Source organism: Dietzia sp. DQ11-44 (genome assembly GCF_014145205.1).
Lineage (GTDB): Bacteria > Actinomycetota > Actinomycetes > Mycobacteriales > Mycobacteriaceae > Dietzia > Dietzia natronolimnaea.
The window spans coordinates 1-5,685 of the sequence record NZ_JAALEC010000744.1 but is presented as its reverse complement, the minus strand read 5'-3'; the positions used below and the strand labels follow the sequence as shown (position 1 = coordinate 5,685).

Below are 5,685 nucleotides of genomic sequence, written 5' to 3'. Positions count from 1 at the left end.
AAGACGCCGTGGCGGCGGGCGGCTACCGAGGAGTCGCACAGGCGCGCGAGCGAGACGTCAGGCGCGGGAGCGCCTGCAGGTCGCCGCGAACCGAGGGCCGGGGGCTGGCGGCGGGTCTCGACTCCGCCTACTTCCTCGGCCTAGGCAGCTCCCTCGTCCGCGGCGCCAGTCCCCACTGGTGGCGGCCCAGCCGGGAGGGCGGGAGCAGTGCGTCGAAGTCGGGGAGCCCGTCGTCCGCCAGGACATCACCGGAGATCGCCACGCTCACTACGCGGCCCAGGAGCATCGCACTGGTGCCGAGGTCGATCACGTCATGGCGCACGCACTCGAACGCGATCGGCGCCTCGGCCACCCGCGGCGCCGACACCACCTCGGAGGGCTCGGCGGTCAGGCCGGAGAGGACGAACTCGTCGACCTCCGGGCCGACCGGGGCCGAGGTGGCGTTGATGAGCTCCATCAGCGACTCGGTGCCGATGTTCACCACGAACTCCCCGGTCTCGACCACGTTGCGGTACGTGTCCTTGCGGCCGATCGAGGTGACCGAGAGGATCGCGGGGTCGGCGCAGGCCACGGTGAAGAACGAATACGGCGCGAGGTTCGACACCCCGGCGGCGGAGACGCTCGAGACCCAGGCGATGGGCCGGGGAGTGACCGATGCCGTGAGCAGGGCGTACAAGCCCTTGGCCGGGGGATCGTCCGGTGTGTGGATGGTGCGCATCTCGCCATTGTCCCGCCGTCTCGGGGGGAGTGACGTGATCCCGGTCACAGCTGCTCTAGCCTGGGGCGGCGAGTACATGACGGTGAGCGGGGCGGGCGAGAGGGGCCGGGGACGATGACGGAGACGAGGGTCCGGATTCCACTGCGGGACCAGCTGTGGCTGATGATGGACCGCCCGGACAATCTCATGTACATCAACTCGGTGATGTGGTTCGCCGAGGTCCCCGACTGGGACGCGGTCACCGAGGCGATCGCGTCGCGGATGGTCGAACCCCACCCGGTGTTCCGCCGGGTCCCGGTGCGACGGGGCCGACGGTGGTACTGGCAGGACGATCCCGACTTCGACATCTCCCGCCATCTGGTCCGACGGCGCCTTCCCTCGCCGGGCGGGCGCGCCGAGGCGGAGGCGCACGTCGCCGAGCAGATGGGGCTGCAACTCCCCGACGACCGCCCCATCTGGCGCGCCGAGTTCATCGAGGGCTACCACGGTCACGGTGGCGACCGGGAGGGGGCGCTCCTGCTGTTCCGCGTCCAGCACGGGATGGTCGACGGGATCCGTTTGACCCAGCTGGTCCTGGGGTTGTGCGACCGCGACGACGACGACCCGCTGCCCAACGTGGGTCGGGAGCTGTCCTCATCGGGCGGCGGTGTCCTGGGCGCGGTGGGCCAGGCCGGGGCAGGGCTGGCCAAGGACACGCTCGGCATCGCCCGCGGCCTCGCGGGCGCCACGATCAGATTCCCCGTGACGATGGCGCGACTGACCAGGGACGTGGTGGCCCCGGGCGGGGAGCTGTCCCGGGTGCCCACGCGTGTCGTGGAATCCCTCGCCGACACCATCGATCCCACCAACATGACGACCAACACCTACCGCTCGGTCTTCCGCCTGCTGTTCGAGCCCCGTTCCCCCGAGCTGTCGTGGAGTGGCCACGCCCACGCCCGGAAGAAGGTCTCCTGGGTCACCGGGGTGGACCTCGCGGCCGTCAAGAGGGTGGCGGCGGAGCACGACACCACCGTCACCTCGGTGATGATCGCCGCGGTGTCCAAGGCGCTCACCCGGTACCTCGACGCCCGCGGTGACCGACGGGTCTCCGACATGAACCTCATGGTGCCGGTCTCGCTGACACCGAGCACCGACGACCTCCCGGAGGAGCTGGGCAACCACATCACTCTCATCCTCATGCGCCTGCCGCTGGGGATCGACGACGCGGACGAACTCATCGAGGCCATCACCACGTCCATGACCCGGGTGCGCTACTCGTTCGAGCCACACATCACCTTCGCCACCATGCTCGGCGTGGCCGTCACCCCCACCGCGGTGCAGCACGCGGTGGTCGACCTGTTCGCCAACAAGACCGTCGGCCAGCTCACCTCGGTACCCGGTCCGGTCTCCGAGGTGCGGCTCGCGGGAACCCCGGTCGAGGGCATGCTCGGCTGGGTGCCGATGAGTGGCGACCAGGCGCTCGGGATCTGCATCTTCAGCTATGACGGCACGGTGTCCGTGGGGATCGCCACCGATGCCGAGCTCGTGCCGGACCCGGGCCGGGTCGCCGAGATGATCGAGGGTCAGTTCGCGACCTTCGACGGCTGGGAGGCCCCGGCCTGAGGACTGCCGTCGACGCGCCTCTCCTCACCAGGCGAGTGGTCCCCGGTAGTCGTGGCGAACCGGGAGAACCCCCGTGATGTCGGTCACACCTGTTCTAGCCTGGAGTGGAGCGCAGATGGCTCGGTGGTCGATCGCGGCTGGGGGGAAGGGTCGGGGACGATGGGGGAGAGGACGAGGGTCAGGATTCCGCTGCGGGATCAGTTGTGGTTGCACATGGACCGCCCCGACAACCTCATGTACATCACGTCGCTGGTGTGGTTCTCGGAGATCCCCGACTGGGACGCGGTCTCCGAGGCGATCGCGTCGCGGATGGTCGAACCCCACCCGGTGTTCCGCCGGGTCCCGGTTCGCGAGGGCAGGCGGTGGTACTGGGAGGACGATCCCGACTTCGACCTCTCCCACCACCTGATCCGCGGGCGGCTCCCCGCGCCGGGCGGGCGGGCCGAGGCCGAGGCGTACGTCTCCGAGCAGATGAGCATCCAGCTCCCTGACGACCGCCCCTTGTGGCGGGCCGAGTTCCTCGAGGGCTACCACGGCCACGGCCACGAGGCCGGGCGGGAGGCCGGGCGGGAGGGTGCGCTGGTCCTGTTCCGGGTCCAGCACGCGATGGTCGACGGCGTCCGGCTGACCCAGTTGGTCCTGGGTCTGTGTGACAGCGATGACGACATCCCGCTGCCCCGGGTGGGCCGGCCCCTCTCCCCTGGTGGAGACGGGATCCTCCGGACGGTCGGCCGCGCCGGGGTGGGGATGGTCCGGGACTCGGTCGGTATCGCCCGCGGTCTCGCCGGCGCCACGGTCACGTTCCCGTGGACCCTCACGCGGCTGGTCAGGGCCGTGGTGGCCCCGGGCCGCGGGGTCACCAGGGTGCCCACGCGCGTCGTGGAATCCCTGGCCGACACCATCGACCCCACCAACAGGACGACCAACACCTACCGTGCGACCTTCCGGCTGCTGTTCGAACCCAGATCGCCGGAGCTGTCGTGGAGTGGCCACGCCCACGCCCGGAAGAAGGTCTCCTGGATCGCCGGGCTGGACCTCGCGGCGATCAAGAGGGTGGCGAAGGCGCACGACACCACGGTCACCACCGTGATGCTCGCGGCGGTGTCCAGGGCGCTCACCGAGTACCTCGACACCCACGGCGATCGTCGGGTCTCGGACATCAATCTCATGGTGCCGATGTCCATCGAGCCGGTGGCTGACGAACTGCCGGAGGAACTGGGCAACCACCTCACGATCATCCTCATGCGCCTGCCGCTGGGGATCGACGACGCCGACGAGCTCATCGACGCGATCGCCACGTCCATGTCCCGGGTGCGCTACTCGTTCGAACCACACGTCACCTTCGCCACCATGCTCGGCGTCGCGGTCACTCCCGGCCCGGTGGCGCACGCGGTGGTCGACCTGCTCGCCAACAAGACCGTCGGCCAGCTCACGTCGGTCCCCGGGCCGGTCTCCACGGTGCGGATCGCCGGCACTCCTGTCGAGGGGATACCCGGCTGGGTTCCGATGAGCGGCGACCAGGCCTTCGGAATCTGCATCTTCAGCTACAACGGCAAGGTCTCGGTGGGCATCGCCACCGACGCGGGACTCGTGCCCGACCCGGGCGAAGTCGCCGGGATGATCGAGGACAAGTTCGCGACGTTCGCCGGATGGGACGAGGAGGACTGACCCGCGGTCACGCCGCGTGGCCGGTCCGTCCCCGCGCCCACCCGACTCACCACGCCGGCGCCGACTCACCACGCCGGCGCCGGGACCTCCGGGTGGGCGGCGAACCAGGCACCGATGTAGGACATGTCGATGCCCTGGTCCTCCGCGATCAGGTCGTACATCGTGCGCCCGTCGAGCGCCTCGCGCAGGAGGTCGGCGTGCCCGCTGTGCCGGTTGATCTCGGTCAGCACGTGCTGTGCGACCCAGCGGCCGTTGAACGGTGCCAGGTCCGACGGGAACCACGGCATCTCGGTGGGGACGGGGACCCGCGCGTCCAGGTCGGCGGCTCGGAGATGGGCGAGTCCCGCGGCGCACCGACGGTCGTACTCGGCGAGGACCTCCTCGGCGGTCGCGTCGGGATCGACCCGGTTGACGGCCTCGGCCCACTCGAAGGTCTCCGGTAGCGAGCGTCCCGTCTCCAGGGGGTCGGGCGCGGCGGCCGCCCGGCCCAGCCAGTCCTCGGCCACCTGACCGATGTGCAGGATCAGCCAGCCGAGCGTCAGCTCACTCGACGGGACCGGACGCGCCCGCAGTTGGTCGCCGGTGAGGCCGTGGACGATCGAGCGGGCGTTGACGAGAGCGTCGTCGATCCATTCGAGCAGGGTGTCGCGCTCGGTGGTGTGGGTGGCGGCGAACAGTGGCATGGCGAACTCCTCGGTGGTGGGTCGGGGATGGTGTGGTGTCGGCGGGTGCCGACGGGTCGTCCGGGTCAGACGGGTCAGACGGGTCAGACGGGTCGACCGGATCAACGGGTGTGGGCGTACAGGTCGCGGAGCAGGCACAGCTCCGCGCCGTGGTGGATGACCTCGCGGTGGATGTGCAGGACGAGGGTGGCCATGGGGGCGGCGGACCAGTGGCCCTCGGCCTCCCCGACGGGCGCGGCGAGGGCGTCGTCGTCGAGCCCCCGGACCCCCTCCATCCAGCCCGCGTAGGTGCGGTCGAGCTGGGCGAGTCCGCCCACGGCGTCACCGGCGAGCTCGTGGGTCATGTAGTCGTGGGGCGGTCCGCCGAAGTGGTCGTGCCACCGGGCCCCGAGCACTCCCACGACCACGTGGCCGATCCGCCACGCGATGGTCGTCAGCGGTGCGGGCCGCGGTTCGGGATAGGCGAAGTCGATCGTGAAGTCGCCACTCCCGGCCTGCACGTCCGCGGAACCGGTGCCCCGGGGGCGCACGCCCCAGGTCCGATCGTCGGGTGCGGGGGAGAAGTGGTACTCGGCGTCGGTCAGTCCCTCCAGGCGAGGCCGGAGGTGGCCGGTCCAGTGGTATTCGAGTTGGTCGGCGAGCTGGTCGGTCCAGTCGATGGTGCGGGCTGTGGTCATGGTGGTCTCCCGGTGGTGGGGGCGGTCGGCCGACGGTCGGGCGGCTCTCTCGCGGTCCGACAGCAGACTCTCAGGTGATCAGGACAGATCTGGTCCTCTGCCGGTGCGAGAGTGGACGACGTGACCGAGGACAAGATGCCCACGACCCAGCGGGTGCTGGGGCTGCTCGACCTGCTGCAGCGGCGCACCGTGTGGACCGGGCCCGAACTCGCGGCCGAGCTCGGGGTCACCACCCGCTCGGTGCGGCGGGACGTGGACCGACTGCGCGACCTGGGCTACCCGGTCGAGTCCGAACGCGGCGCGGGCGGGGGGTACCGGCTGGGATCGGGCCGGCGGC

At 70.7% G+C, this 5,685-nt stretch carries 6 protein-coding genes; 3 read left to right on the top strand and 3 right to left on the bottom strand.

From position 1 onward, the window contains the following. Positions 1-127 precede the first annotated feature (127 nt). Complete coding sequence (locus tag G6018_RS16715; RefSeq protein ID WP_182640238.1) at positions 128-718, bottom strand: flavin reductase family protein; 591 nt, start codon at positions 716-718, stop codon at positions 128-130. Between the two features lie 114 nt (positions 719-832). Between G6018_RS16715 and G6018_RS16710 the strand changes: the two genes are divergently transcribed. Further along, the gene (locus tag G6018_RS16710) at positions 833-2,320 is read left to right on the top strand and encodes a WS/DGAT domain-containing protein (RefSeq protein ID WP_241731013.1); all 1,488 of its coding nucleotides are present in this window, start codon (positions 833-835) and stop codon (positions 2,318-2,320) included. 159 nt (positions 2,321-2,479) lie between these two features. Then, positions 2,480-3,988: a WS/DGAT domain-containing protein gene (locus G6018_RS16705; protein WP_182640237.1), complete on the top strand. Its 1,509-nt coding sequence runs from the start codon at positions 2,480-2,482 to the stop codon at positions 3,986-3,988. A gap of 65 nt (positions 3,989-4,053) precedes the next feature. Here the strand turns inward: G6018_RS16705 and G6018_RS16700 are convergent, their stop codons facing one another. Next, positions 4,054-4,671: a DUF664 domain-containing protein gene (locus tag G6018_RS16700; RefSeq protein WP_182617835.1), complete on the bottom strand. Its 618-nt coding sequence runs from the start codon at positions 4,669-4,671 to the stop codon at positions 4,054-4,056. A gap of 101 nt (positions 4,672-4,772) precedes the next feature. Beyond that, the gene (locus G6018_RS16695) at positions 4,773-5,330 is read right to left on the bottom strand and encodes a DinB family protein (RefSeq protein ID WP_182640239.1); all 558 of its coding nucleotides are present in this window, start codon (positions 5,328-5,330) and stop codon (positions 4,773-4,775) included. Between the two features lie 153 nt (positions 5,331-5,483). Between G6018_RS16695 and G6018_RS16690 the strand changes: the two genes are divergently transcribed. Next, on the top strand, positions 5,484-5,685 hold a 202-nt coding region (locus G6018_RS16690), incomplete at its 3' end, for a helix-turn-helix domain-containing protein (protein ID WP_182617839.1).